The 25,688-nt window shown below is 43.7% G+C and carries 33 protein-coding genes; 3 read left to right on the top strand and 30 right to left on the bottom strand.

The features are described 5' to 3' along the window. From IFU39_RS14660 to IFU39_RS14650, 3 genes are read right to left on the bottom strand one after another with little or no spacing between them, the layout of a single operon-like run. Window positions 1-1,608 carry an ABC transporter substrate-binding protein gene (locus tag IFU39_RS14660; protein ID WP_192133300.1) on the bottom strand — a complete coding sequence of 536 codons (1,608 nt, stop codon included), beginning with the start codon at window positions 1,606-1,608 and terminating at the stop codon, window positions 1-3. A 55-nt stretch (window positions 1,609-1,663) separates the two neighbouring features. Continuing rightward, window positions 1,664-2,545, bottom strand: coding sequence for a carbohydrate ABC transporter permease (locus IFU39_RS14655; RefSeq protein WP_036617174.1), 882 nt, complete (start codon window positions 2,543-2,545; stop codon window positions 1,664-1,666). Window positions 2,546-2,561: 16 nt separating this feature from the next. Beyond that, window positions 2,562-3,422 carry an ABC transporter permease gene (locus tag IFU39_RS14650; RefSeq protein ID WP_223200008.1) on the bottom strand — a complete coding sequence of 287 codons (861 nt, stop codon included), beginning with the start codon at window positions 3,420-3,422 and terminating at the stop codon, window positions 2,562-2,564. 540 nt (window positions 3,423-3,962) lie between these two features. On the opposite strand from IFU39_RS14650, the gene IFU39_RS14645 reads away from it, so the two are divergent. Further along, window positions 3,963-5,039, top strand: a complete 1,077-nt coding sequence (locus IFU39_RS14645) for a LacI family DNA-binding transcriptional regulator (protein WP_192133297.1) — start codon at window positions 3,963-3,965, stop codon at window positions 5,037-5,039. 119 nt (window positions 5,040-5,158) lie between these two features. Here IFU39_RS14645 and IFU39_RS14640 read toward each other — a convergent pair whose 3' ends face one another. The 14 genes from IFU39_RS14640 to IFU39_RS14575 form a co-directional block, all read right to left on the bottom strand. After that, window positions 5,159-5,977: a purine-nucleoside phosphorylase gene (locus tag IFU39_RS14640; RefSeq protein WP_036617166.1), complete on the bottom strand. Its 819-nt coding sequence runs from the start codon at window positions 5,975-5,977 to the stop codon at window positions 5,159-5,161. Window positions 5,978-6,143: 166 nt separating this feature from the next. Continuing rightward, window positions 6,144-6,314: a hypothetical protein gene (locus IFU39_RS14635; RefSeq protein WP_017686928.1), complete on the bottom strand. Its 171-nt coding sequence runs from the start codon at window positions 6,312-6,314 to the stop codon at window positions 6,144-6,146. Between the two features lie 203 nt (window positions 6,315-6,517). Continuing rightward, window positions 6,518-7,519: an endo-1,4-beta-xylanase gene (locus IFU39_RS14630; protein WP_105601718.1), complete on the bottom strand. Its 1,002-nt coding sequence runs from the start codon at window positions 7,517-7,519 to the stop codon at window positions 6,518-6,520. Window positions 7,520-7,758: 239 nt separating this feature from the next. Then, window positions 7,759-8,106 (bottom strand): hypothetical protein, encoded by a 348-nt coding sequence (locus tag IFU39_RS14625; protein WP_105601719.1) that lies wholly within the window; start codon window positions 8,104-8,106, stop codon window positions 7,759-7,761. Between the two features lie 65 nt (window positions 8,107-8,171). Further along, window positions 8,172-9,050, bottom strand: coding sequence for an aminoglycoside phosphotransferase family protein (locus tag IFU39_RS14620; RefSeq protein WP_105601721.1), 879 nt, complete (start codon window positions 9,048-9,050; stop codon window positions 8,172-8,174). Between the two features lie 41 nt (window positions 9,051-9,091). After that, window positions 9,092-9,571, bottom strand: coding sequence for a DinB family protein (locus IFU39_RS14615; RefSeq protein ID WP_091020290.1), 480 nt, complete (start codon window positions 9,569-9,571; stop codon window positions 9,092-9,094). Between the two features lie 75 nt (window positions 9,572-9,646). Beyond that, window positions 9,647-9,853, bottom strand: coding sequence for a hypothetical protein (locus tag IFU39_RS14610; protein WP_181155580.1), 207 nt, complete (start codon window positions 9,851-9,853; stop codon window positions 9,647-9,649). Between the two features lie 209 nt (window positions 9,854-10,062). After that, window positions 10,063-10,341: a hypothetical protein gene (locus IFU39_RS14605; protein ID WP_091020292.1), complete on the bottom strand. Its 279-nt coding sequence runs from the start codon at window positions 10,339-10,341 to the stop codon at window positions 10,063-10,065. 12 nt (window positions 10,342-10,353) lie between these two features. Then, the gene (locus IFU39_RS14600; protein WP_146117040.1) at window positions 10,354-10,698 is read right to left on the bottom strand and encodes a hypothetical protein; all 345 of its coding nucleotides are present in this window, start codon (window positions 10,696-10,698) and stop codon (window positions 10,354-10,356) included. Window positions 10,699-10,835: 137 nt separating this feature from the next. Continuing rightward, entirely contained in the window at window positions 10,836-11,357 is a 522-nt protein-coding gene (locus tag IFU39_RS14595) for a cysteine hydrolase family protein (protein WP_105601724.1), read from the bottom strand. Between the two features lie 30 nt (window positions 11,358-11,387). After that, window positions 11,388-11,810: a hypothetical protein gene (locus IFU39_RS14590; protein WP_105601726.1), complete on the bottom strand. Its 423-nt coding sequence runs from the start codon at window positions 11,808-11,810 to the stop codon at window positions 11,388-11,390. Between the two features lie 41 nt (window positions 11,811-11,851). Then, a complete protein-coding gene (locus IFU39_RS14585) occupies window positions 11,852-12,397 on the bottom strand; it encodes a GrpB family protein (RefSeq protein ID WP_192133296.1) in 546 nt (181 codons plus the stop codon). Between the two features lie 99 nt (window positions 12,398-12,496). Continuing rightward, window positions 12,497-13,069: a hypothetical protein gene (locus IFU39_RS14580; RefSeq protein WP_105601729.1), complete on the bottom strand. Its 573-nt coding sequence runs from the start codon at window positions 13,067-13,069 to the stop codon at window positions 12,497-12,499. A 98-nt stretch (window positions 13,070-13,167) separates the two neighbouring features. Then, window positions 13,168-14,658, bottom strand: coding sequence for a glycoside hydrolase family 43 protein (locus tag IFU39_RS14575; RefSeq protein ID WP_192133294.1), 1,491 nt, complete (start codon window positions 14,656-14,658; stop codon window positions 13,168-13,170). 180 nt (window positions 14,659-14,838) lie between these two features. Here IFU39_RS14575 and IFU39_RS14570 point away from each other — a divergent pair, with 180 nt between their 5' ends. Next, the gene (locus tag IFU39_RS14570) at window positions 14,839-15,741 is read left to right on the top strand and encodes an ArsR/SmtB family transcription factor (protein WP_105601732.1); all 903 of its coding nucleotides are present in this window, start codon (window positions 14,839-14,841) and stop codon (window positions 15,739-15,741) included. A 10-nt stretch (window positions 15,742-15,751) separates the two neighbouring features. On the opposite strand, the gene IFU39_RS14565 is transcribed toward IFU39_RS14570, so the two are convergent. From IFU39_RS14565 to IFU39_RS14505, 13 genes are all read right to left on the bottom strand, one after another. Next, window positions 15,752-16,069, bottom strand: coding sequence for an NUDIX domain-containing protein (locus IFU39_RS14565; protein WP_223199759.1), 318 nt, complete (start codon window positions 16,067-16,069; stop codon window positions 15,752-15,754). 140 nt (window positions 16,070-16,209) lie between these two features. Continuing rightward, window positions 16,210-16,725 (bottom strand): DinB family protein, encoded by a 516-nt coding sequence (locus IFU39_RS14560; protein ID WP_091020305.1) that lies wholly within the window; start codon window positions 16,723-16,725, stop codon window positions 16,210-16,212. 16 nt (window positions 16,726-16,741) lie between these two features. Further along, complete coding sequence (locus tag IFU39_RS14555) at window positions 16,742-16,891, bottom strand: hypothetical protein (RefSeq protein WP_165790026.1); 150 nt, start codon at window positions 16,889-16,891, stop codon at window positions 16,742-16,744. Window positions 16,892-16,933: 42 nt separating this feature from the next. Next, entirely contained in the window at window positions 16,934-17,671 is a 738-nt protein-coding gene (locus tag IFU39_RS14550; RefSeq protein WP_105601733.1) for a metallophosphoesterase family protein, read from the bottom strand. Next, on the bottom strand, window positions 17,668-18,612 hold the full coding sequence (locus IFU39_RS14545; protein ID WP_105601735.1) for a GNAT family N-acetyltransferase: 945 nt from the start codon (window positions 18,610-18,612) through the stop codon (window positions 17,668-17,670). Before IFU39_RS14545 ends, IFU39_RS14550 begins: the two co-directional genes overlap by 4 nt. A gap of 38 nt (window positions 18,613-18,650) precedes the next feature. After that, entirely contained in the window at window positions 18,651-19,112 is a 462-nt protein-coding gene (locus IFU39_RS14540; protein ID WP_105601736.1) for a DUF6896 domain-containing protein, read from the bottom strand. A gap of 33 nt (window positions 19,113-19,145) precedes the next feature. Further along, window positions 19,146-19,709, bottom strand: coding sequence for a DUF1361 domain-containing protein (locus tag IFU39_RS14535; protein ID WP_244661000.1), 564 nt, complete (start codon window positions 19,707-19,709; stop codon window positions 19,146-19,148). A 172-nt stretch (window positions 19,710-19,881) separates the two neighbouring features. After that, window positions 19,882-20,310, bottom strand: a complete 429-nt coding sequence (locus IFU39_RS14530) for a GNAT family N-acetyltransferase (RefSeq protein WP_181155583.1) — start codon at window positions 20,308-20,310, stop codon at window positions 19,882-19,884. A gap of 17 nt (window positions 20,311-20,327) precedes the next feature. Further along, window positions 20,328-20,783, bottom strand: coding sequence for a GNAT family N-acetyltransferase (locus IFU39_RS33225; protein WP_181155584.1), 456 nt, complete (start codon window positions 20,781-20,783; stop codon window positions 20,328-20,330). Between the two features lie 26 nt (window positions 20,784-20,809). Next, the gene (locus tag IFU39_RS14520) at window positions 20,810-21,226 is read right to left on the bottom strand and encodes a GNAT family N-acetyltransferase (RefSeq protein ID WP_105601742.1); all 417 of its coding nucleotides are present in this window, start codon (window positions 21,224-21,226) and stop codon (window positions 20,810-20,812) included. A 128-nt stretch (window positions 21,227-21,354) separates the two neighbouring features. Beyond that, on the bottom strand, window positions 21,355-22,581 hold the full coding sequence (locus IFU39_RS14515; protein ID WP_105601845.1) for an amidohydrolase: 1,227 nt from the start codon (window positions 22,579-22,581) through the stop codon (window positions 21,355-21,357). 219 nt (window positions 22,582-22,800) lie between these two features. Then, on the bottom strand, window positions 22,801-23,355 hold the full coding sequence (locus IFU39_RS14510) for a methylated-DNA--[protein]-cysteine S-methyltransferase (RefSeq protein ID WP_091020321.1): 555 nt from the start codon (window positions 23,353-23,355) through the stop codon (window positions 22,801-22,803). Window positions 23,356-23,397: 42 nt separating this feature from the next. Then, complete coding sequence (locus IFU39_RS14505; RefSeq protein ID WP_105601744.1) at window positions 23,398-24,102, bottom strand: DNA alkylation repair protein; 705 nt, start codon at window positions 24,100-24,102, stop codon at window positions 23,398-23,400. 190 nt (window positions 24,103-24,292) lie between these two features. On the opposite strand from IFU39_RS14505, the gene mgtE reads away from it, so the two are divergent. Next, window positions 24,293-25,663 carry a magnesium transporter gene (gene mgtE, locus IFU39_RS14500; protein ID WP_091020324.1) on the top strand — a complete coding sequence of 457 codons (1,371 nt, stop codon included), beginning with the start codon at window positions 24,293-24,295 and terminating at the stop codon, window positions 25,661-25,663. The last annotated feature ends 25 nt before the right edge of the window (window positions 25,664-25,688 follow it).

The following is a 25,688-nucleotide window of genomic DNA, read 5'->3' as shown; positions in this document are numbered from 1 at the left end:
TTATTTGTTATTACGGTCATATCCTGCTTGTTTAATCTGTAGCCATTCTTGCAATCCAAGGCGATCCAGCTCTTTCAAGTAAGCATCCCACTCCTGATCTATTTTCCCGTTTTGATACCATTCTGTACGCAGACGTAACACGTAGGCGAAGAGATCGGTCTCAATCGTGGACAATCGATCCAGTTCATCAATGGAGAAGAACACACTTGGATATACGTTCTCCGCTTTCATATGCGGAACCATAACCTTGTCGAGAAGTTCCATGCGCCAAGCCGCATCTTCCGGTTTGGTTGTGTATTTGTCATAATAACTGTCGAGAATGGCCAATGGTCCTGCGATACTGGTTTTTTGTCTGAGTTCCACAGGTGCAGATCCTTCCAGCGGAAGATGTTTCAGCATGCCTTTGGCTTCATCGAATTCAAAAATATTTTGCTGACTCTCGTCTCCATAGGTACCCCAGTTGTTCTGCACAGATTGGAGCGGATCATACAGTTGGTCTACCCACTTCGCTGTGGATTCCAGGTTTTTATTGCTGCTGGTAATGACCATGCGACCACGATCAAGCCCAATCCCGTTTGTTCTTGTGACATTGACCTCTCCGTTAGGCCCGGCAACCGGAGGCAGAACATCATACGTATCATTCATGCCTGTAATGTTAGCCTTATCCCATGTGAAGTACATGCCGTACTTGTTATCCTTGCCTTTCGCCAGGTACGTGTTCCAATCCTGCTGGTACGATTCGACATCGATCAGCCCTTCCTGAACCAACTCATGAATGTATTTAACCGCTTCCTTGTAGCCTTCATCAGCTGCTGTGAAGACCACTTTCCCATCATTGGTTACCACGGTATGATCCCAGTTCTCTCCGAGTCCAAATGCCGCAAAGAGAAATGTCAGATCTTCTCCGCCCGGTTTGTTAATGAAAGATAACGGAATTTCGTCGGCCTTACCGTTGCCGTTTGGATCTTGAGTTTTGAACGCGATCAATACTTCTTTCAGTTCTTCGGTTGTCGTTGGCATCTTCAGTCCAAGCTTGTTCAACCATTCCACATTAATCCAGGGCAAGTTATCCACTGCCTGAATCCGTTGTTTGCCACTTCCGAGTTCTTCAATCCATGGGAATGAATAGATATGTCCGTCTGGAGCCGTGATCATGCTCTTGTATTCGGGAGCTTCCTCCAGCACCTTTTTCAGATTAGGCATGTGTTGTTCAATCATGTCCTCAAGTGGAATGATCGCCCCGTCCTTCGCCAGTTTCAGGAGATCATAATCCCCGTAACCTGCATCAAAAATGGCATCCGGCAAATCACCGCTGGCAACCGCCAGGTTTCTTTTTTCTGCAAACACATCACTCGTATAGTTCTTCCAGTTGATATGCACATTGGTTTTCTCTTCGAGTCGCTTGTTAATCAGCTTGTCGTTTGGATCAGCGGGAGCCAGCGGAGAGCTCTGTGTTATAAAATTCAATGTCACCTTGCCATCAGGGGATTGCGCCTCACTTGCCGCGCCGCCTCCACCTCCGCCACAGGCGGTTAGAAAGAGCATTGCAGATAACATGGAAATGGATGCCGTTGTAACGGCTTTTTTGGACTTGTTCACTTTTTTCATAATAATGACCTCCATGAGTTGGATTGGATCAACTTACTGTATCGCAGGCTGTTCACTATTTGAGGGAACCGACCATGACACCTTTTTCGAAATACTTCTGGAAGAACGGATACATGATGATGAGTGGCAGACTCGAAATGACAATCGCTGAGTATTTAATCATCTCGGAGAGCCGTTTCAGTTCTGCCATCGCGAGTTGATCACTGATCATGCCCGGTGCAGCCTGATTCTGAATCAGAATGGAACGCAGAACGAGCTGTAACGGATGCAGGTTCGGATTATCGAGATAGATCATTGCATCAAAATAGGAATTCCATTGCCCAACGAACGCATAAAGTGCGAGTACAAAAATGATCGGTTTCGACAACGGAATGACGATCTGGAAGAAAATCTTCATCTCAGAGGCTCCATCCACGTTTGCAGCTTCTTTCAGTTCTCGAGGGACTCCTTTGAAAAAGGTTCTGGAGAGAATGATGTTCCAGACGTTAACGGCTCCAGGGATGATGATCGCCCACACCGTATCCAGCATGCCGAGATTACGTATGAGTAGATACGTAGGGATTAATCCCCCGCCGAAGAACATGGTAATGATAAAGATAATCATGAAAAATCCACGTCCCGCGAGCCTATCATCCGACAATGCATAACCTGCAAATATGGATACGGTCACGGTGATCAGTGCAAAGGAAACCGAGTACAATACCGCATTTGCAAACCCCCGAATCATGGCTGGATTGGACAAAATCATCTGATATCCGTCCAGGCTCCAGTCCGATACATTAAAGGACAGTCCACGATTCAGTAACACCGTGGGGTCCATGAATGAGGCGATAACAATATAAATCAGGGGAACAACCACAACCAGTACAGCACAGGTGAGAAAAATGGCATTGAGTGTGAGGATCAATCGATCCATTCCCGTGTGTTTAACAACCATGGATAATACTCCTTTCCTAATAGAGGCCTTCGCCTTCATTCAATTTCTTCACGATCAGATTCACCGTCACTAGCAGAATCACATTGATAACCGAGTTGAACAATCCAACTGCCGCAGAATAAGCGTAATCTCCAGACTGTAGTCCCACCTTGTAGACATACGTGGCAATAATCTCGGAGGACGGCAGGTTCATGGACGTCTGCATCAGATAGGCCTTCTCAAATCCAATGGACATAATCCCGCCAGCTGCAAGGATAAAGACGATGGCCATAATCGGACGAATCGTTGGAAGGTCAATGTGGCGAATACGCTGAAGGAGATTAGCTCCATCCAGATTAGCCGCATTGTGAAGCTCCGGATCAACATTGGCCAAAGCCGCGACGTATATGATGGAAGCCCAGCCGGCTCCGGTCCAGATATCGGACAAAATGTAGATCCAGCGGAAATATTCCGGTTCAGACATGAACATAATCGGCTGACCTGTAATCCATGTGGCTAATTGATTAATCGGCCCTGTCGGTGAGAGGAAGATGAACAGCATACCCACAACGACAACAACCGAGATAAAATTGGGTGCGTACAGAAACAATTGAATATTTTTCTTGATGCCAGCTTTGCGTACCTGATTCAGCATGAGTGCCAGTAAAATGGGCACCGGGAAACTGAATATCAATCCCAAAAAGCTGAGTTTAAGCGTATTCATTAAAATGATATCGAAATTGGGTGAAGCTATAAATTTCTCAAAATGCTTCAGTCCTACCCAATCACTGCCCATGATGCCTTTGATCGGACTGAAATCCTTAAACGCAATGATGGCTCCGTACATCGGAATGTACTTGAAGATAAGAGTCAAAATTAAGGCTGGTGCAAGCAACATATATAAAAAGTAATTTTTTTTGAGCTGCTGTAACCTATGACCGCTTGTCGTCCTCACTTTCAGTACCCTTCCTCCGCCCTTTTTGCTGTCGGCTATGTTATCCAACACGATACCCCCGTTCATTCTAGAAGTTGACAATTGTTTTCAGTAAGGGCTTTCAATATTTACAATTGCCTATTTGATAATTTACAATTTATCAGGTTTCAACAGATTTAGTCAATACGTTTTGTAAAAAAATATTTGTGCATTTGATCATTTTATCTTTGCATTAATGTAACTAAAGAGGATTAAATTTGCATATATACAGCACTGAATCGTTAATACCCGCATAGATATTTCTATATCATGACTGTAATAGATTATCATTGTTACACTAATTAACAAAACTTCTGGAACAATTATGAAAATAGAATTCGACTATCTAAATGTAAATGTAATTGTGCATTTGTAAAACAGAGATTGCTATTTGTCCCGTTCTATTATACATTTGACTTAGAGAAGAATATGGATAACTATTGATGATTAGAGGTGAAGCATTAGATGGCAAAGGAAAAAGTCACGATACAAGACATTGCTGATGCTTTGGGGATTTCCAGGAATACGGCTTCCAAAGCATTAAATGATAGCGGAAACATCCCGGATGAGACCCGAAATCGTGTAATTAAAAAAGCAATTGAACTTAAATATAAACAGTTTGCCTATATGGAAAATGAGCATGTTCTAACCAAGGCTCCGGGCAATATCGCCCTGTTAACTGAAAACCTGCCTAATACATCTCACTTTGGTTCGTTGTTAATCAGCGGTTTGGAGAAAAGAATCAGTGCGGAGGGATATAATCTCTCGATTCACATCGTGCGTGAAGACGATCAAGATGCACTTACACTTCCCAACAATTTTGATATAGCCAAAGTAGACGGCATCATTTGCATTGAATTATTTGATCTGGAATATACACAGCTGATTACCGATCTGGGCATTCCCACCATCTTTATCGATTGCGCTTCCAACATATGTTATCCCGAATTCAAAGCAGATCTGCTACTCATGGAGAATGAACATAGCATCTATCAGTTAACCACAAAATTAATTGAGAGCGGCTACACAAGTATTGGATTCGTCGGAGATTACAATCACTGCAAGAGCTTTAATGAACGATGGGTTGGATATCAGCGTGCTATGCTGGAGGCGGGGTTGCAGGTCGACCTGTCCCATTGCATCGTAGATAATGATCGCCTGTGTTTCTCCAAGCCAGGATGGTTGAACCAGCGAGTAGGAGAGCTGGCATCCCTACCTTCCGCTTACGTATGCGCTAATGACTTTATAGCAGTTGATCTGATCAGGGCGTTAAAAGACAGAAATGTCGCTGTGCCACAGGATATTGCGATATGCGGATTTGATAATGCACCCCAATCTCGAATTATTGAGCCAGCATTAACAACGGTTCATATTTATAGCAATGAGATGGGCATTAAGACTGCGGAGATGCTGTTATCCCGGATTAATAGCCCGACACAGCCGTATCAGGTCTCCCACATTGTGACCAAACCCATTATCAGGGAGTCCACACCAGCAATCATGGACGATCATTCTCAGATGGTTCATAGTTCTGCAAAATAAAAAAAACGTATGTCTCACGAGTAACAACTCGTGAAACATACGTTTTTTTGTGGTTTCGATTTGGCTGGATGGAAACTCTATCCTATCCATCGTGGCCTAGATAAAAAATCATCTCGCGATTAGATCTCTTTCAAAATGCCTTTTACAAGTCCGATAAAGGTTGTTTTCACTTGCGCAGCCACTTCAATAACTTCATCATGACTTAACGGCTGATCCAGAATACCACAGGCCATGTTGGTCAGACAGGAAATGCCTAGTACCTTCATACCGCCATGAATGGCAACAATGGCTTCAGGTACCGTGGACATACCCACTGCATCCGCACCCATCGTACGAATCATGCGAATCTCCGCTGGTGTCTCATATGCCGGGCCACTCCACCATGCATAGACACCTTGCTGCAGGCCAACATTCTGCTCTTCTGCAACCTTAAGGGCAATACTGCGCAGTTCACGATTGTATACCTGTGATACGTCTGGAAAACGAACACCCAGTTCAGCATTATTTGGTCCCATCAACGGGTTATTGCCTACCAGGTTAATATGATCTGTAATGAGCATCAGTTGACCCGGCTCAAAGCTTGTGTTGATGGCTCCGCAGGCATTGGTGATAAGCAATTGCTCGACACCCAGCGCCTTCATGATACGAACGGGGAAAGTCACTTCGTCCAATGTAAAACCTTCATAATAATGAAGGCGGCCTTTCATCGCTACAACCGTTTTGCCCATCAGTTCACCAATAACCAATTCATTGGCATGACCGATAGCCTCCGATTGGGCGAAATACGGAATATCTGTATACGGAATAACGGTCGCATTTTCAATCTCATCCGCGAGCGCTCCCAGTCCGGAACCCAGAATCATGCCTACGGCAGGTTTGGTATGGATTCGGTTTAATATGTAATCTCTTGCTTCCTGAATATGTGCGGATTGATGCATAATGATATCCTCCTGATGATCTGAATTGAGTTAACGAAAACTGAGGTAATGAGTTGCTACTCATCAAGTGTAATGAACAATGGTCATGATGTAAATGGAAGCTGTTCTATATACAATAAAAAAAACGACCCTATGCTCCAGAATCGTTTAAAAACATGGACATACCCTATTCCAATGTATATTTGTTTCTACTTTTCATGTAATCGATTGTCATGATCAGTAACAGCATGAATGTTGCAAACATCAGCGGTTTGGCAAAAGTGCCTTCTTCAAAAATATAATACGCAGCGACCAAGTTTCCTGCAAATATTAACAGATAATTGCGGGTGCGATCCATCTTCTCAACTCATTTCGGAAAAGAATATTGTTCGAGATTGCCTTTCTTTTACCCTATCACACAATTCCATTTAATACCATATTTTTATCATCCACACAACTCAACGCCTCTATCATTCACGAGATAACCGTACTGTATAATCTATATTAAGTACAGCAAAAAATCGGCCACATCGTGACCGATTCTCTCCACTTCCCTGATGTTCAGGACATAGGGTTAATGATACGCCAAAATGATTCCTTTGGCTGCAACTGTTGATCAAAAACAAAGGGCCAATTTTTGCGTCCGCGTACCGGGAAATGGTCTAACCAAGTATAATTGTCGGCCACTCCCCAGAACGTCACAGAGGTAATGGATGATTTATACTCACGGAACAAATTGAAGATTTCTTCATATCGACGCTCCTGTAGCTCAGCCATCTCCGAAGTTGGCCCGGTGAGGTCCGTTCGACGATCCTCATAACGAAACACGGACATATCCAGCTCCGTAACATGCAACTGCACATCCAGTGAAGCATAACGCTCAATAGCCATTCGGATCTCTTCAATCGAAGGACCATGAATATTCCAATGTCCCTGCATGCCTATTCCATGTACAGGTGCTCCCTTGTCCAGCAAAGACCGAACCAGATTGTATATCTTCTCCCGTTTGACCGGATCCGTCTCATTGTAGTCATTATAGAAAAGAAGCGCATTTGGATCAGCTTCATGAGCCATACTGAATGCTTGCAGCAAATAGTCTTCTCCCACTAGCTGTAACCACTTCGTGTCCCGCATGAACAGGTCGGTCTTATCTTCAATCGCTTCATTGACGACATCCCATGCATATATTTGCCCTTTATATCGACCTACTACCGTATCAATATGTTGCTTCAAGCGAGATAATAGCAGCTCTCTGGAAGCAGGAGCACCTGAGGTATCCTCAAAGACCCATTTCGATGTTTGATTATGCCAGACCAAAGTATGTCCGCGAACCCCAATACCTTGAGCAACAGCAAAATCAACAATTTTATCCGCCGCCTCAAAAGTATAACGATTCTCTTCCGGGTGAATTTCTTCGAATTTCATCTGATTTTCAGCCGTGATGCTATTGAAGTGTTTGGCGATGAAATCCCCTTCGGACTGCAACATTCTGGTATGTACAGCAGCACCTATTTTGAACGTATTAGCGTACGCAGCATGTAGTGATGGAATTTCGGTTGGCATTTACAATTCCTCCCTGCCATTTTTTATCCATCATATCGTTTGTTGAATACGCTTACAATGAACAAATTATACTTCTTCCCCCTCATATTTAACTATTTATGATCCTGGGACCTGTTCGCAAAACAAAAACACCTCCACGTTTGTTCCGCTGCTCATCGCAACAGAACATTTCTTCGAAGGTGTTTTGTGATCGGGAGGTTCAGTTAAATTCAACACATGTACAAAGAGAGTATGAAGCGTTACAGCTTGTCTACCTGTAGCAAGGTCACCTGTTTCACTGTGCATGCCGGGTTAATTTGCTCCTCGGACAGAATGTTTAGCTTAATCAGGCTTTTCAGCTTATGACTGTCTACCTTGGACAACAATCGCCAGATGTCCGGGTCTGGAAGAGAAGCATACAGCTTCTGATCATCGTATTCCTTCCGGTTCTGCAGCACTGTTTTCACGGTGTAACCACCAACCTGCGTCTCATAGACCCCTTGTTCTGTACAATAAGCGACAATCTCATCTCGTAGTACAGACAACTGCTGCTCAATATCTTTTTGCTGCTGCTTCAGGTCAAAGTAGGTTTGTACTTTCTGCTCCATATCGATCACGCTCCTCTACTCTCATGGGTATGCGAGGATCGCTAGTTTAGGACTGGCTGTTTATTTTATTTAAACAGCAGGTGTTCATTCAAATACGGATTATGGACAGCCATGCTGTGAACCCTTTCCATTACATCTGGCCCCATGGGTACATCCCCAACGCGCCTTAACAGAATCCAGCGCAGGCAAGCCACAGCTTCAAAAACCTGCTCCTCTTCCAGCGTGTACACATAACTTGCAGAACGTGCAAATTGAGCGTGATACATCTCGCCGTAACTTTCCCCATTATAGATGGTGATCAGAAAAACAGACCATGCCATATCGTACCTTGGATCACCATACTGCCCATTAGTCCAATCGATGATGCTGTAACGGTTGTCCATCTCAAGAATGTTTCCCAGATTATAATCGCCATGAATCAAGCGGTCCTGTCTGATCTGGACCTGCTGGATCAAGTTTGCCAGAAGATCATTTATATCGTCATGTAATTCAATTTGAGGAAAAAAGTATTGAACAAAATCGTACCTGAATATGTATTCTTCATCTTCTCCAGTACTCACTTCATTCACCGGATAACGATGGACCTCCATTAATCGCTCAGCCAAATGTGTCAGTTTGGTTTGTGTTAATTGGTTAAGCGGCTTTCCATCATAGCTCGTTAACAGCACTTGATTCTCTTGCTCGTCTAATCCCCAACCGTAGGGTTTGGAAACACGAATTCCACTTTGATAAAGCTTGGACAATAATCGATATTGTTTGGCGATATCCGGTTTGGAATCCTTGTCCCAGACTTTCAATACGTACTGCTGATCTTGCATTTCAATTCTCATCACACTCGCTTCCAGTCCAGGTGGCAAGGGAATGATCTGAACCTCCTGTTCAATCACCTGCTGGATACATTCATCCAGTTCTATCCAATTCATCTGGCTAAGTTGAATTGTCATCGTTTTCCTCCGTTCATTCATGTCATGCCGCTTTCTCCCTGTTAGTCAGGTATCATCAGGCCTTTGCCAATGACATTGGCGGATACAGGCTGCTTACCCAATTCTCTGGCCCATACCGACAGCTGTCCCATATGGTGAATCTCATGGGCGATCACATGTCGCATTACTTCTCCCCATGAATATGTACTGACCTTGCCAGCTGAGCGATGATCAATAAAAGCTCTTTTTTCCATACTCGAATCCCATGCTGTAACAAATGCCTCCACATCAGGACGTAACTTGCGATCGAGTCGCCTTACTGCCTCAAGATTCTGGTAGTTTGCAAAATCTTCTGCATCATCCGGTTTGTCCTGAAGCAACTGAAGCCAGCTCCACTCTACATCAATGATATGAAATAATGTTTGTAATATGTTGCCTACTCCGCCCATGCGAGGCCGAAGCAATTCTTCAAGCGGTACATCTTCACACCACACATACCATTGCTCACGCACCATCCAGTTATAACGAAAGAATGTTTCCATTGGTATATTCCCCTTTATCAGCATATTTTTCAGAGAGATTTGATCAATTCTGTATTGGCAAAGGTATCCTCCGAATTAATTCTTGTCCATATCCCTGCCTCCCGGTGGAAGGTGGCCTTCTTCAAAACATTCTTTTACATAGTTCCGATCGTGCTCTTGTCCATCCCATTGATGCAAGTACCGACTGGTCTCATATATGGACTCAAGTTCAGGAATATCGGATTCTTCCACATTTGAGATAATAAGTCGGTCTGACTTCCATTCTACTGGAAGTTGTTTCATCGTAATCACTCCATCTTTATATTCTATATAAAGTTGCACTATTGAATATTTACACTTACCACTCCGATGACAGAACAACCTTCCGATCGCTGTTATCCCCAGATTTTTTTGATTCCTTTTATAAAGTTAAAATCCGGGGATAAAGGCGAACACTCCGCTTCTTCAGGTCCTTTCTGTCCTCTCCGTTTTGTGTAAATATTCAGTTCAATTTATTTAGTTAATTTCTTTTTTATATACAAGATTACATGAATTCCTGCATAAATAAACAGGACATTGAACAAAAATAGAAGTACATTTAAATAGATACCAGATATAAACCAGATTGTTCCATCCGAGTTGGCATAATGATAATCCGTAAAGAATCGGATTGGGAAACCATACTCTGTTCGGAGCGGTCCATCTTCAGTATGTAAAGTTCCAGGAATACATAGGATGGCTAATACAGCAAGCCAGGCTGATAGATTCATTATTCTTTTGTTAATCGTCAATACCTCTCCTCCTTATTCAACACTAACGGTATCTTCACCAAAATACGTCCCTTCCAACTTTTGATCCATAAAGTCTCTTAAGTCCTTTTGATCAAGTATATATTTCGTATCTCTATTAAATCTGCTTTTTGTGGATACAATAATCTGTTTCCGATTGTATTGAATTGTAATTTCAGCGTTATGCTTTAATCTCAAAGCAATTCCCGCACTAATGCTTCCTGTGACATCATCTACTGGTATTTTGGCTGATTCCGGGGCTGCATTCAGCCAGCCGACTATACGGCTAATGTCTTCTTTACTTAACGTAACATTGTCAATGCTAACGTGTGCTCCACCGTCGCCTGTCCTGGTGTACACAACTATGCTCATCTCTGTGCTTATCACTTGATTTCTCGAAATCGGCTTATTTGGATCTGGATTACTCGTGATTAGAAAATACATAAACATGATTGCCGCACCTATGAAAAACCAAAATCGCCTACGTTTTCCTAGCATTACAACACATTCTCCGTATCCACCACGTTGGCAAACAGTCTCAGTACCGTATTGTGATGTGCAATAATCTGCTCTGCTTGAAGCGTCTTTGAATTCCATGTGCTGTGCGCATCTTGAACCAGATTGACCGTGTAACCCAGACTGAACGCTCTGCGGCAAGTCGTGTCTACACATACCTCAGTCTGCATACCCGCGAGAATCAACTCCTTCACGCCATTATCTTGCAATTTCAGATGCAGATCGGTTCTGTGAAATGAATCCGGTGTCTCCTTTTCAATAACGAGGTCACCAGCTATAGGTGCAATGGACGGATGAATGGCCCACCCCGGAGTTCCTCGTTCCAGTGGACTGCCTGCCCCTTCGCTGTGCTGGATATATATGATGGAATGCCCTGCTTCACGGGCCTTGGCAATTAACACCTGGATCTTTTGAAGCAATCGTTCCCCCTGATAGACGGGATCTGCTTCATCAAACATCGCTACCTGTACGTCAATGATTAGAAGTGCACAATGCGTTGTCATTTTGCTTTCCTCCTGACAAATCAATTTAATTCAAATCTTTCTTCTTCGTACCTTTAACAAAACTTCCAATCTCATATCAATCAGTACAAATAGGATAGCGGCAAGAACGCCAAACAAGGTCAGAACTAACGTCTCTTTGAAATCCAAGATTGCTTCTCCTGCGCCCATGACCAGATAATAAATATACATGCCTAAAACTCCAGCACATGCATAGCCTAATATCCTCGTACTTAGATACAACACATGATTAGGGAATTGTATTCGGCTGAGCAGATAGTCTAGCAATATCGATAAAGGTAGCCCGATCAACAGGATCAAGGGAGTCGCGTATACCAGATAAATAACAATGTAAAAATCAAAACTGTAGGATTCATTCATCGATATGAGACTTGCAGCCAAAGTAAAACCAATGATGGTTAGAACGGTTGTTATCAGCTTTCTTCCCATGTTCATCTCATCACTCCAATACAGTTATCTCTATTCATTGGATGTGCTCATGCGTCAGATTTTGCCGGTTGCCATCCGATTTCTTGAGACCAACTGTGTGCTCTCTGTAATATGCCCCACACCATTGGTCCTTTTCCTTCAACATATTTGAGACGCTGATCTTTATACAATGACATGAGTCTGTGCTTTTCTTCCGCATAGTTCAAACAATCTTCTGGATGTTCCCTTAGATAGTCTCTGAACAGCAAGGTCATCTGCTCGGAGAAACCGCCTACCTGTCTAACGTGTATATGTATCCTTCTGTTTCCGGGTTCTTCACGAAAGTAACGTTTAGTCTTATCCGGATTTTCTGCTCTGAATACAAATCCGACGGTTTCGATCTCATGTTTGTAGTCCAACAGATTCTTATAATTAGAAACAGATAGTTGTATATCTATAATAGGTTTAGCGTCTATTCCCACAATTGAAGTGGACCCAACATGATCAATCCGCACGGCCTTTTCTCCTAACGCTTCTCTTAATTTCGAACCCGTTTCGAGAAACAAATTACGCCATGCCGGATCATACTTTGCAATTCTCCATTGACCCTCCATACAACTCCTCCTTGGTTATCCAATCAAGCTATATAATTAAATAACACGTTCTTTTAACCTTTTGTTACATGTAGATTATTTAGTGATGCCATATTGATATCATGCAAAATCATCATTGTTTATCCCTAGTTCTATTTGTTTTTTGGATTCCATCATGTATTCGTACACATCATCAATTTCTGTTATCCCTTTAATTTTCTCTTTTAACAGTTCAATAATTAATTGATTTTCACTCTCTCGCATCTTTATATCTTCCATATAGTTATCGTTATAGTCGTTCATAAAATCTAGTTTGTTTTTATAAAATCGAAATCTCTCCAAAACATATACTTCCTTAAGATTAATAAATAATGCTATAAAATCCTTAATGTTTCTGGCAACTAAAGTTACTTGATTACCAAACGCCGTAGGTTGGATAAAGATAACCGGAGCTTCTTCCAAATCACTAATGGATCTGTTAAACGTGAAAAAAGCAAAATGGTCACCATCTGCCCCTATTCTTCCAAATATAATGGCATCATCTGGCGTACAATAGTATCGATCATCATCATTGTTAAAACTAATATAAAACCCCACATAATCATGAAGGGTCGCATTATGTTGTTTACGTAATTCCTTATCTATTCGAACGATGCCTTCTAATGATTCCGGCATTTTATAATGTACTTCCAAGTTTGCATACCTCTCTTCTATTGGCATTGATTAATATATCTATATTTTGACACAAATTAAAAAAAAGAGAAGGACCCTTAGGCCCTCCCCTTAACTTCTTAATGATAATCACACTTGAAATTTGTAAACTCAGCTGAAGTATCTTGCCCGCTCGCGTATAACCCAATAAGTACGCCCGTAAAACCTCCTGCCACCTCCGAGGATAGGTATCTCGTCTGTGCCGTGCCCAGCAGAATCTCTTCACCATCTGCTTGAAACAGGAAACTGTAGCGTTCTTGGCTTGAGCAGATCACCAGCGTTGCATACTGTTTATTTCCCAGATCTACTTCATGTTTTATCGATTTGATATCACCGATATTTAGACGCTCGACCACCTTATAACCGTTCTGCTGCCCACGAATAGCCACTTCATAATGATGATTCTCATCCATGTAGATCGTGATCCCGGCTTCTCCACTCGTCAGACTAACATCGACAGAAATCGTAGCATTAAAGTCTTTTTGACGTAGCCCAATGAACGTTGGGGATGCCGGAACGTCCAGTGTTACATCGGTTCCTGTTAGCGTAAGCTTATCTGATTCAAGCTGATAATGCTCTGTATTTGGATGACGAAGATAACACCAGTCGAGGTTCCAGTCTGTATTTTCAAACGTATAATTCTTCTTATCCTGCTGGATCACCGTGTCGGGAATGCGATCCGTCTCAAAACTCGTCAGCGTTGTGCCTTCATGCCCGGCTGTAAACCATCCGTCTTCACCAAACGTAATTGGAGTCAGAAATACTTCTCGACCCAGATGATGGTACGTAGCCCATTTGCCAATCTGTCGGAATCCCAGGTGAAAGAGCCACCAGTTCCCCCGATCATCCTGAACCAGATCACCATGCCCTACTCCCTGCAACTCATAACCTCCCAGATTGCGGTTGGTCAGAACTGGATTGTGCGCATAGGCTTCGAACGGTCCCGAAGAAGAAGTGCCCCGAGCATATGTAACCATATGACCATACTCGGTGCCGCCTTCGGCTGCAAGCAGGTAATAATAACCGTTCATTTTATACAGATGCGGACTTTCCAGATATCGTCCACCTGTTCCGTTCCATATCGAACGACTTGGACTAAGTTTGCGGCCAGTTTCAATCTCAAGCTCACACTGGACAATTCCGCCAATGCCTTCATCATCAACGCCATTACTCATAAACAATGTTTTTCCATCTTCAAAATACAAATCGGGATCAATCCCGCCTTGATCCACATAAATAGGCTCAGACCATTCTCCGTAAATATCGTCCGTCCAGACATAGAAATTCTGATGCGTCGTATCATTGGTTGTGACCATATAAAAACGCCCGTCATTGTGCCTGATGGTTGGGGCAAATACACCCCCGGAGCTGTCCACCGTCTCGAGTTGAATCTGGCTTTTACGAGTCAGGCAGTGACCAATCTGCTTCCAATTCAGCAAATCCTTGCTTTCAAAGAGCGGTACGCCCGGAAAATATTGAAAAGAACTACACACCATATAGTAGGTATCGTGCACCTTAATCACACTAGGGTCTGGATAAAAACCTTTTACAACAGGGTTATTGTATTTCATTACTTCACTCCACCTCTTAATATAAAATTCACATATATAAGAATTCAACTTTGTAACAACTACAAAAATTAAACACCATCGGGCGTAAACTTGCAATGAATCTGAATTGCATCTTGGAGCTAATTTTATTAAATTAATATATATGTGATTTTAGAAGATTGAGGGTAGGGAGTTGTACAGATGATCAAAGCAAATGGAGAGCCCCAGTTCCTTCCTTTATATGAGGCGCTGGCAAGCGAAGTCAGATGGGAAATAATGGACATAATTGCAGATCGCGAAATGAATGTGAAGGATATTGCCGCAGTATTAGAGCTTAGCCCCTCCATCGTCACGATGCATATTCGCAAACTGGAGGATGCGGGTCTAATTGGGAGCAGACGCGTTCGGATCAACGGAGGGACGCACAAATTATGTTACCTCAAGCAAAATCAGATTGAGATCGAGCTGCCATCCGCAAGCCAAACTTCACGAACCAGAGAACAGACGATAGCCGTTGGACACTACACTGCTTTTGATATTCACCCTACCTGTGGGCTAGGAACACTTGAGAAAGAAATCGGCGTATGGGATGATCCACGTTACTTCCTTGATCCTGAGCGTGTACACGCCGCTATCCTGTGGTTTGGGAAGGGCTATGTTGAATATAAAACACCAAATTTTGTCCTTCCTGATCAGACAACCGATGCGATTGAAATTTCGATGGAACTGGCGTCTGAAGCTCCGGGATTGCGAGATCATTGGCCTTCCGATATTCGTTTCACCTTCAATGGCATTTCTCTTGGAACGTGGACAAGCCCTGCCGACTTTGGCAGAGCAGCACGCGGCAAATATACGCCAGAATGGTGGCATCGCAATGTGAATCAGTATGGATTATTAAAGACCATTCGTATCGATACCTCCGGTACTTACATGGATGGAGAGCGGATGTCTGACATCACACTTGCGGATATTAAGCTTAGCGAGCCGTTCTGGACGCTTCGTTTTACGGTTGACGAGGAAAGCCCCAACGTAGGCGGATTAACGATCTATGGTGCCGGTTTTGGTAACCATGATCAGGATATTGTTATTCGTGTATTGGGTTGAATTTTTTAACCTAATCGATTAACTTGATTTTCTCAAAAACTTTATATTTCTCCAGATCTGAAGTAATTGCATAAGGCAGGTAATGATATAATTCAGATCTGGTTGCCCACTTGTATTCACTATGTTCTTCTGAAAGATTCACTTGATGATCTTTAGTTCTACACAAATACATTAGAAGAATGACCTGTCGATGAGGATCGGTAAAGAACGTATTGGCAAACAGTAATTCATCTATTTGAACTTTAATGCCAACTTCCTCTCTAGCTTCACGAATCAGAGCCTCTTCCAATTCTTCTCCGAAGTGAAGTTCCCCCCTACTGTCTCCCAACTTCCGGCGCCTACCTCATCCACTAGTGAGCGCTTAACAATTAACACTCTGCCTTCATTCTCGATTAGTCCTTTTATGACAGTTACCATTTTATTTTCCAAGTGTTTAATCGCAGCCCCATTTTTGTATTAACAATCAGTTTATGTTTGGAACCATCTTCTTAACTGATTAATATGAGCTTGATGATAACGGTTATGGTCAGCCATGTGCCATAATCCCCAACGTATCGTAGCTTGCTTTTCGTTCTGATGTCCAAAAGTAACGACTCGATCTAGATCAGCATCCGCTAAATGTGTGCATGTCTCTTTTAGAAGGGTTAATACACCCTCATATTGAGAGATAAGTGTGTCACGTGCCAGACCTTGAACCAGCGGAAGTCTATCATTTTCATCGATCATAGGGCCATATTGCTCTATTAAACGCTGAGGAAGGACAGATCCCTTTATTCTATACACCCAATTCATATCAACGAACGTAATATGTCGGATTAATTGAGCTGTACTATTAAACTGGTTGTTTTCCCCTTTGTAATCCACTTCTTCTTGCGACATACCTTCTGTAATTGATTTAAGTCGTTGGCTATTTTCTGTTACAGCGGATAATAACATCCCGACAACAGGTGTCATATTGGCTTCCCCTTGTAGGTCGTGAATCATAGTCATCACTCCTCCTTTACCCTCGTTCTTTCAATAGGTCCTTAATTTCCCTTAACTCTGATAATATTTCTTTGGTGTGCTGGCTATTTTTTGAGTTATCTATTCCAACTTTCACAACATAAATACCGAGGAACAGATACACCACCAACATAATGATCATTCCCATGTGCATTTCTCCTTCCAAAAAAACAAAACGCTGTTACGAGAATCACTCTCCCACGTACTCTCTCTCCAACTGATTCCCATGAAATGCCTTCAAAATAAAAGCTCGATCCGGAACGTTCAACCGTTCATACGACTGCAGATACTCTCTGTTGTCATATGGAACGCCAATGAATCTCACATTCAGTTTGCCCTCTTGAAGATCCACAATCCCATATCTGGCAATGGCAAGATCGTTACAGCCTAAAGCTCCCGGATTCATATATACTCTTTGATCTGTCCTATAATAATGAAGAATATGATAATGACCAAAACAAACCAAATCATGGGCCGTCCCCTGATACTTCGCGTCCAGTTTGGTCCCTGATGGTTCTTTATCGATGACATCCAGCTTGTCGTTGTTCATATGATAGTGAGTCAAAAGGAATCGACGTCCTGCTACCTCTTTTTCAACAAACTTCGGTAGAGCTTGTATTCTCTTGATCGATTCTGCACTTAGATGTTGACCAATCCATTCATGGTGCTCGGCTAAGCCTTTATGTCCTTCTAATGGACTCTTATGTTGGAGCAAACTCAATACGGCCTCTTCGTGATTCCCCGAAATCGCTATCATATTTTCACGACTGTACAACATCTCGATCACTTCATTGGAGTAAGGGCCGATGCCGATCATATCTCCCAAGCAAAATGTATGCTCAATGTCTTCTCTGGAATCGATATCAGCCAATACCGCTTGCAGCGCAGGAAAATTCCCATGAATATCGGTTAAGATGGCAACCTTCATTGTGATTCCTCCTCTGGAATGTACATCGTCTGAATCTCCTGTACTCCCGGAATAAAGCCCAGATTCAGATACACGGACTCCGCATCATTTCCTTGCATCACATACAATCGCAGCACGGGATATTTACCCTTAAGCTCATTCAAAGCTCTCTGTAACATCAGTGTAGCAAGCCCTCTACCTCTATATGCCGGCCGAACCCCTATGCTATATACAGCAGCCTGATTATCTTGCAAGCACAAGCGACAATTTGCAATAAGCTGTCCCGTTTCCTCGTCATATACAAGCGTGGATGCTTGGGTCAGAATTTCATTGGTATAATTAGGGTCATCACTTGGTATAAAATCTGCAAGAGTGTTATGTTTTCTTCGTGTAGCTTCAAGACTTCCTGCAAAACTCTCCAGGTCACATTGAGCAATCTCATCTTCATTCACATATTTTCTATTGCCGGTTTCACTTTCAATAATCTCTGGACTCTTTACGGTTACCCTGCTGTCCCATTCGATTTCAAAATGATCTGTAGGCCGCTGCATCCAGCGGCATCTGAACTCCACTGGCCAGAATCCGGCTCTTGCGTATAGATCAACTTGGTCTGGAAGAATCTCAAAGGTCAGAATGCGTTTGGTGCGATCGGACCACTGTACTAATGTATGCTTCAGAAGCTTCAATACCTCAAAGCACTGCTGGAACGGCGGGATAAAAAATAAATGATACATCCGGTTAGGCTCCATTCTCACGCCACCTATTTTGCTTTCCCCTTTGTAAATCCAGTAGGCACTGATCTTGGAAGAACTGAACTCTTCTTCCCTGAAAAATCCGACATAACGCATATCATAATAAACCGTGCAAAATAATCCCCATTCGGCAAAATCAGCTCTGCGAATCGAATATTCATCCGACAGATCATATTGAAGTATATCTATGGACCATTCTGTTAAACTCATACGTAATTCCTCCTCAATTCTAATTAAACGGCAAACAATCAAATCATTTTTCTATACGCCACCCCGTGAACATGAACTAACACCTGCTGTGCCTCCATACGTTCGAAGAAATCCAACATGTCCTTAAACGGATTCTCGAAATACGAAGTCAGGTAGGCAAGCTCTGGCGTTGTTTTGATAAAATTGTAAAAAAAGTAGGGGTCCATGTTGCCCACATCCTCTGGACTACCAAGGAAAACCTCTAATGTCTGCCCTGTTTCTGTATTCTTGAACATACAGTGCTCGCCGTGAACATCAAAATACCAGTTCCCCGTTAATTCTTCTTCTCCTTGGATTACATCCGCATTGGACAACAAATGGTACGCCCCTGCGAGAATTTCCGTCCGATCAGGCTGATCGGTTTCCAATATCAGTTGGTCGATTAATTGCCGCGCGATTCTTTGGTACATATCCATCACAGCCAACAATTCTTCCGTAATTTCCTGCGTTATCGCCTTCATAGTTTCAGATCCTTGCCCTTTCAAATGGAATAATTAGTTGCCCGACCTTGCGGTTAGCAAAGATACGATAACGTAGCCAAAAAGTTGAACCGTAAATACAATGGCGACAAACTCAACCATTATGCTGTTCGCTGCATTAAAATCATTCACAAGATCCACAAAGATCTTCCCAGGTCGGGATAATACATCCCACGAATTCCACCGATTAAATCTACCAATGTAGACCCCTATACTGCTCAATAGCAAAATAACACCGACAACCATCATACTAATGTACTTATTTATTAATTGGTTTAACATTCCGTGGATTTGAATGATCGAACAAGTCGAGAGCAGCAATCCGATGATCGCTACGGCAAACGTCAGGGTGAGTCCATACCAAAAATCAATATTAACCCAAAATTGAACCTCCCCTTGAGCATCAAAATATCGGAATGAATGCAGAATCTCCGTAAAAAGGTAGGCCGCATTGGGCAGAAAAAAGAGCCATACTCCACACATCAGCGCCATAGATATCATGCTCGTTGCGGTTAATTTCTTATGAAATATGTATCTAATGCAGGATGAGATGATGAATGGTACCCATGCCAGGAACATATCCCAACTTAGAAATCGATACATATTTGTATCTGTTTGAACACGTAAATACATCACAACACCTAAACAACAACAAGTAGCCACGAACAAGGTAACGATGAGTCGGAGATCTTGTACCGGATGTTTGTTATCTTTCATTTCTTTGCTTCTACTTCCTTTTCCCTGATGAATGTTATAAATACTTTTTAAATGCCTTGCTGGATTCTCCGTCGTACCCCAATTTCGTATAAAAGTGATGTGCTTCATGTCTGGATGATCCACTGGTAAGAAACACCTTCACACAATTTTTCTGTACACATACGTCTTCCACATATTTCATCAATTCAGAACCATATCCCTTGCTCTGCACATGTTCCGTAATAATAACCCGCTCAACTACGCCGAAGGGTCTATTTTCCACCAAAGCATCCAGACAAATATGTAAATGAGCCGTGCCGATCACCTGATCACCCAGTTCATAAACGAACAAGAAACTGTTTGGGTTATTTCGAACCTCTTCAATCCGTTCTGCCAATACCTTTGTGTTTAAGTTGTTCGGCAATAATTCTTTATACAGTCTTTCGATAACCTCTGCATCCCTAGCTTCTGCCTCTCTTATCATCAAGCTTGCCCTCCCTGTTACCTCACTTGATAACTTAAAATGATATCACCGTTGTCCTCGAATTCACCCGTGTCCTGAAATCCGCACCGCTTATACAGCGCATTTGCCGCACTATTATGCGGAACATGCGATACCCTGATTTGCTGGCAATCACTTCTCTCTTGCAACATACGAATCACTTCTTGAATAGCAAGTTTGCCGTAACCCTTCCCCTGATACTTCTCGTCAATCATGAAGCGCAGAATCCAGTAATACCCGTCATTGTAGATCTCGTTATCAAATAAAATAAAACCGACCATCTGATCCTCTGCCAAAATACCGTATGGTTTGGACGTAATTTCCTTCGTTGCATGAATCAATGAATCCGCATTGCTTGCGACCAACTCCAGCTGATCTTCCCGTGGTTTAAGGTGGATGCACTCAAGTTCATTTTCTTTGGTTATGGGTTGTAGGGTTACTTTCTTCACATCCACAATCATCTCTCCTTGCAGCTTACTTACTATATTTTCTTGATCAATATAATCTCCAAAGGTTGTGTATCCAGCAACAGAGCCCCTGCATCAACATACCCCAGCTTTCGATAGAAATGTTGGGCATGTTCGTCTGATTGCGTTGAAGTCATCACGGTATCGAAGCCTTGTTGCTTCATTAGACTTTCCCAGTGATGCACTACTTTTTTGCCATATCCGCCGTTTCGATAGGGTTCATCTATCCAGATCATATTCATGAAGGGAAGGTTGTCCCAAAAGTAACCGTACCTCATCCATCCAACTCTTGATCCCTCGTCCTCATCCTCGTCCCATAGAATGAATATTTCTTTCTCATTGATCTTGGTTTTCAAAAGTGCATGATGGATATGCCGATCTCTATCCAAGATATAGTCGTAGTCAGCTTCCGTTGCAAATTCAATCTTCATTCGTATTGCTCCCTTCATTAACTATGTCCATCATAACCCAAAATGTGGTAGTTGCGAACAGTTCTTTCCTCTTTTTTTCCCATGCCAAAAAACCACGGTTTCCCGTGGCTGCACCCGCTCTATTGTCCTCAATGCGATATCGATCCGCTCACCAATTGCCCCTTGTACCATACGGCCTGCCGCGCAGATCGCCGCGCAACGGCTTCCGCCGAACAACTCGCATGCACCAATACAAAACTCGCGGTGTCGCCTACCTTCGGCCATACCTGTTCCCCTTGTGAATCCAGCGGTGTAATACCGCCTGTTACCCATGCCAAAGATTGAGACAAGGACAGTTCGTCACTATATCCGTACAGTTCTGCGAATCGTCCCGCTTTCTCAAGCAGATCCCCATTGCCAAAAGGAGACCAATGATCTGTCAGGCTGTCTGTGGCCAGCTTCACGTCCACGCCCATACGATGGAGCAAGGGAAGTGGCATCATCGTTCTGCCGATGGGCACCGTGGAAGCAATGCTCATCCCAAGCGAAGCCATTCGCTGCGCCATATCTTCTGCTTCCTGCTGCTCTGCGCGGGCGAACCAGAACGCATGACTTATCGTAACTTTACCTTGAAGCCCTGCTGTTTCTGTCAGATTTGCGAGTTCCAGCAGCGTTTGTTTGCCGGCCTGACCTCCATCATGCAGATGTATGTCAATGCCCGCCTGGTGCTGAACAGCCAGTTCAACCATGGCATTCAGTGATTTCTCGATGTCTTCGTCCACGGTATAGGGATCGAGTCCACCCACATGTGTTGCACCTTCCTGCATCGCTTGGCCCATAAGCTCCACTGAATTCGAGCGAAGTAGTCCATGCTGCGGGAAAGCCACGATTTCCGAAGAGATTTTCCCCGAAAATGATTCCAGAGCCTGCCGCGTCGCTTCCAGTCTTTTCAAGCCACTGACAGGTTCAATATTGCAATGGCTACGTACATGAGTGGAGCCGTACCCCTGGATCAAGGTCAGAATACTCTTCGCTTGACGCTGGGCATCTGGCAGTAGCTTGGGTAACAGAACCTTTTCTTCTTCAATACGTTCGAAAATACTGGAGATCCGTTTAACGGCTGTCCACGGCCCATCGTAGTAGGTTTTATCCAGATGAATATGTGCCTCCTCGAACGAAGGCAGCAGCAGAAGTCCCTTGCCATCTACTTGTGGTAGATCGCTAGACAGCGGGTTGTTTCCTTCCACAATCTCCGCGATCACTCCATCTTCAATCCGTAGATGAGCGGGGCTTGTCCGCGTCCCCGTCACCTGTTCTCCCTCCCGAACATACCCCCGCTCCACAGTCACGTTGGTTAACCAATAAGCCTGCTTCATCATGTCATCCCTCTTTTCTTACCCGGCATTACGTCCCCCGGATACCGATTGATCTATGATCCATGGTACCATACGGTTTCACCGGGCAAAAATACGTAAAACGTTGGTGTTCCATATGCGAAACGTTTGTATTACTCTACCTTAATACATGCAAAAAAACAGGCACAATACGTGCCTGTCCCGTCCAATCACCTTAATCTTCTTGATTACGCGAGTCTATTAAAAATGAAATCGCGCATGCCCTCCATCGGTCACGCCTTCAATCTGTTCGATATCCAGCAGTCTGCGCTTCATCTCCAGGCCTCCACGGAACCCGGTCAGCTTGCGATTAGCCCCAATAATGCGGTGGCATGGTAGCAGAACCGGAATTGGATTGGCTCCATTTGCAGCCCCAACCGCTCGCACAGCCGAAGGTCTTCCAATCGCAGCGGCAATATCTCCATAGGTCCGAATTTCACCGTAAGGCACACGCCCTAGCTCTCTCCATACCTCTTGTTGAAAGTTCGTTCCGATCAAGTCCAGTGGGATCGCATCTGTATAAGCCATGGGTTCTCCTGCAAAGTAGGACTGCAACCAGTCCATCATACCTGTTTGTTTCAGAGCATGCTCGTTCTCTTCCAGTTCCACGCCAGGTGCTACTTTCTGTATCCAGCCGTTCCAATCCTCCAGTGTTTCGTTGGGCATAACCACTCGGCACAATCCCTGTTCCGTAGCGAGCAGCACCCATGGACGACCGTCCAACTGCATCGTGGTGTACATCAACTTTTTTCTCATTCGTTTATCGCCCTCTCCCCGGTGGAATGCTTAATGCTAGAACTAGGAGATAATCTGCTTCTTCACCTTACGTTTCATACTGCGGATGATCTGCTTGCTCTCCGGATCCACGCGATAAGATTCCGTGATTTTCTGAAGTGCCTTATTATACGTAAAATCGTCCAAGGTATTATGCCTCAGATAACGCATGGTCACCTCAGGTTGTTTCACATAGGCCATTGAGATGGCCCAAGCCACTGCCATTTTCACATAATACGCCTCGTGTCTAATGTGATCCAATGCGGATAGAACCTGATCAATATATCTCTCATTCAGATAAAAATTCAACAACATGACCACACCAAACCGGATCTCATATTCCTGATCTGATCTCAGATACGGCTGCAAGAACGCCCACATGGGCTCCGAATGAACCTTTGTATATTTCAGTCCCGCACAGAAGCTGTCACACACCGACCAGTTGTCAATCTTCGGTACAAATGTTTCAATAGCCTTTAACAGTTCGTCCAGATCAGCCTGGACATGTCCAATGACCATTGCTTGTAACATCACTTCTTCAAAATATTCGTCCTCTGCCGTTTCCAGATACGTGCGCCAGTCCCCCGCGGCAAGCTGCTTGGCAATTTTTCGTAAGGCTGGCAACCTTACACCAAGTACATTCGTGATGTTGGGAATAAGTGCAGCCGAGAATTTCTGATATTCCGGCTCAACCATGCTGAACAATTGTGTTCTGATATCTACTTCCACTAGCGCATGTCCTCCTCGTCTGTTGCTGTACAACAAGTATATCCTTGCAGCGGCTGTTTGTAAGCCCATATCGAATGTTTGAGCAAGATTACAATATCATTTTGGGACTCTCATTTTTTCTCCATTTGTTTAACTGCCAACCCATTTCGTTTAAAAATATGAAGCTGAACGTTTAGAAAGGAGTTTCGATATGAACGGACCTCATACCAAGAAAGATTTCTCCGTGGAGGAGATCACCGAGCAACTCGTGCAGCATGTACAATCCCGGAACCTTCCCGATTTTTATAAATTGGTGAAAGAACTGCATCCCTACGACCTCTCACTTGTATATAAAAAGTTCCCTGAAGAAGAAACCAATCGGTTTCTGCTCCTGTTCAAACCCGATGCTCTGGCGGATCTCGCCGAGACCTTGAAGCTGCACGAACAGATTCAACTGTTTGAACGACTTGGGCCGGAACGAACACTTGAAGTCATGCAGCAGATGGACAAAAGTGATTTGATCCGGTTCATGCACGATTTGCCTGCCAAACGCAGAGAAGAATTGCTGTCCAACATGAACCTGGATCACTCTGCTATTATCCGATCCGTGCTTAATTACCCGCCGGAGACGGCAGGGCGTATCATGACAGATCAATATCGGACCCTGCTCGCTCATGAGACAGCCAAGGAGGCCTTACGACAATCGCAAGGTACTATGCATATCTCAGCCTCCAGTTATCTCTATGTAACCGATAATGAAGGCAAACTGGTCGGTGTCGTGAGTTATCGATCCCTTGCCTTGGCTGACGATAAGACCCAGGTTGAAGAACTAATGACCCGGCGGGTGATCCATGCAACGGTAGATATGGACCAGGAAGAAGCAGCACAGCTTCTACAGCGTTATGAGTTTATTGCACTTCCGGTGGTGGATGAAAATCACAGGTTATGCGGTATCATTCAGATGGATGATGTCATCGATATTATTATGGATGAAGCAAGTGAAGATTTGGCCAAGATGGGGGGCGGCAGCAAGGATATCGACTTTGATACCAAACCACTCGTGGCCGTCAGACGCAGGCTTCCCTGGCTCATTCTATTACTGCTGATTGGCCTAATCTCAGGAAGCATCGTGGATTTTTTCGAGGATACACTGAATCAGGTTGTCGCACTGGCATTCTTTATGCCGATGATCGCGGGTATGACCGGTAACACAGGAACGCAATCTCTGGCTGTCGTAGTACGAGGACTAATCGGACGCAAGCTCGACAAAGCCACCGTACTCGCACTGATTGGCCGGGAGATCAAAGTAGGCACAATGATTGGCTTGGTATGCGGATTACTGATCACCGTCATTGCTTATTTCTGGCAAGGGGACTGGCTGCTGGGCGCGATTATTGGGGTATCTCTGTTTCTCACTCTTGTCATTGGTACGCTGACCGGTACATGCATCCCGCTTCTGCTTAGTCGTTTCAAAGTCGATCCGGCTGTTGCCTCTGGCCCATTAATCACCACATTGAATGATATATTGTCCCTGTTTATCTATTTTGGAATCGCCACACGTTTCCTCGATGCCTTGATGTAACTAAGTTGTGCATACAGCAAAACAG

The organism is Paenibacillus sp. CFBP 13594 (assembly GCF_014842675.1).
Classification (GTDB): domain Bacteria; phylum Bacillota; class Bacilli; order Paenibacillales; family Paenibacillaceae; genus Paenibacillus; species Paenibacillus amylolyticus_B.
This window is presented reverse-complemented; position numbering and strand designations above follow the sequence as displayed.